The organism is Propionivibrio sp., from assembly GCF_017995515.1.
Classification (GTDB): Bacteria; Pseudomonadota; Gammaproteobacteria; order Burkholderiales; family Rhodocyclaceae; genus Propionivibrio.
In genome coordinates this window covers 1-1,983 of the sequence record NZ_JAGOIT010000132.1, presented here as the reverse complement: position 1 = coordinate 1,983, position 1,983 = coordinate 1, and the positions used below count along the sequence as shown (strand labels likewise).

At 64.6% G+C, this 1,983-nt stretch carries 2 protein-coding genes; both read right to left on the bottom strand.

Annotated features, from left to right (window positions below; genetic code table 11):
* Positions 1–1,415, bottom strand: a 1,415-nt coding sequence (locus KBA32_RS15485; protein ID WP_294360778.1) for a GspE/PulE family protein, incomplete at its 3' end; no start/stop codon positions are given.
* A 49-nt stretch (positions 1,416–1,464) separates the two neighbouring features.
* Positions 1,465–1,983: tetratricopeptide repeat protein (locus KBA32_RS15480; RefSeq protein ID WP_294360775.1), on the bottom strand; the 519-nt coding region annotated here is incomplete at its 5' end.

The following is a 1,983-nucleotide window of genomic DNA, read 5'->3' as shown; positions in this document are numbered from 1 at the left end:
CGCGCTTCGTGGCTTTCCGCCTGATACGGCGTCTTGCAGTGTGGGCACAGGCGGCGCACCAGGCGCTGGGCGATGATGCCGATGATGTTGCCGGCCATGATGTCGGGCAGGATGCCGATGTCGAGCAGGCGCGGGATGGCGCCGATCGCCGAGTTGGTGTGCAGCGTCGAATAGACCTGATGACCGGTCATCGCCGCGCGCAGCGACATGTCGGCGGTGTCGGCGTCGCGGATTTCGCCGACCAGAATCACGTCCGGGTCCTGGCGCATCATCGAGCGGATGCCGTTGGCGAAGTCGAGCTTGGCCGAATCGGCGACAGAAGTCTGCCGCACCAGCGTCATCGGGTACTCGACCGGGTCTTCGAGGGTCATGATGTTGAGCCCCTCGGAGTTGATGTGGTTGAGGATCGAGTAGAGCGTCGTCGTCTTGCCGCTGCCGGTCGGCCCGGTGACGAGGATGATGCCTTCCGGGCGCGCGATCATCAGCTTCAGCTGATCAAGCTGCTTCTCGGTGAGACCGAGGCCTTCGAGCGGCACGAGGCCTTTCTGCCGGTCGAGGATGCGCAGGACGATGTTCTCGCCGTGGATCGTCGGCTGTGCCGAAACACGGAAGTCGATCTGCCGGCCGCGCATGTTAAGCGTGATGCGGCCGTCCTGCGGCGCGCGCGTCTCGGCGATGTTCATCCCGCTCATCACCTTGATGCGCACGGCCATCGCCGGCCAGTACGATTGATGCAGCGAACGCACCTGGCGCAGCATGCCGTCGATCCGGTAGCGGATGCGCAGGAAGCCGGTCTCGGGTTCGAAGTGGACGTCCGACGATTCACGCTTGACGGCGTCGGTCAGGATCGAGTCGATCAGGCGGACGACCGGCTGGCTGTATTCGTCGGCAGAGGATTGCAGACCGCGGAAGTCGATCTCGCCGGTTTCGATCTCGTGCAGGATGCCGTCGATCGACAGTTCGTAGCCGTAGGCCTGGTCGATGGCGCGGTCGATTTCGGTTTCGCCGGCCAAGAGCGTGTCGATCTCGATCTCGTCGTGCGCCAGGCTGCGCACGCGGTCGAGCGCGACAATGTCGTTGATGTCCGAAATGGCGACCGTCAGCCGGTGGTGTTCGGCGTCGTAGTCGAGCGGCAGCAGGTGGTGGCGCTTCGCCAGTTCGCGCGGCACAAGGTGCAGCGCCGAGGGGTCGATGATCGCATTCGCGAGGTCGACGCTCTGCTTGCCAAGGCTTTCCGAGAGCGCATCGCGCAGCGTGGCTTCCGAGACGAAGCCGAGCGACACCAGCAGCTTGCCGACCGGCTGGTTCGACTTCATCTGTTCCAGCAGCGCGATGCGGAGCTGGTCCTCGCTCAGGATGCCCTTGGCGATCAGGACCTGGCCAAGCTGGCGTTGCGCCGGGGCGGGTGCGTTCATCGATTGTGGCGGCCAATGAGCATCGGCTGCACGGCGTTCTTGCGCCTGATCACGGGAGCAGTTCCTGAATCCGCTTCTGGACCTGGCTGCGGTCAAAGCCGGTAGCGTGTGTGCCGCCAGTGGCGTCGGCGGCGTTCAGCGCCATTTGGTAGTACTGGGCGGCGAGCCGGTCTTGATGCAATTGGTCGAGGCTGACTGCAAGATTGAAGATGAAATCGGCGTTATCCGGCTCTGTGGAATAGGCTCGGAAATAGGCCTGTTGCGCTTCGCCCCAGCGCTGTTCGCGGGCATAGAGATTGCCCAGTGCGAAGAGCAGCGCCGGCGAATCAGGTTGGCCGGCCAACGCCGTTTTCAGGCGGCTTTCGGATTGGGCCGGGTCGCTTTGGCCGCGCGTCTGGATCACGCCGGCCTGCGCTGTGGGGTCGTTGGGGTTCGACTCAAGCGCGAGAAGGTAATACGAGTGCGCGCGCGCCGCATCGCCCCTGCGCGCGGCAATGGTCGCGAGTCCAAGCAGGGCATCGGTGCTCTTGGGGTCGCCGCGCAAGAGCTGCTGGTAGGCGCGTTGCGC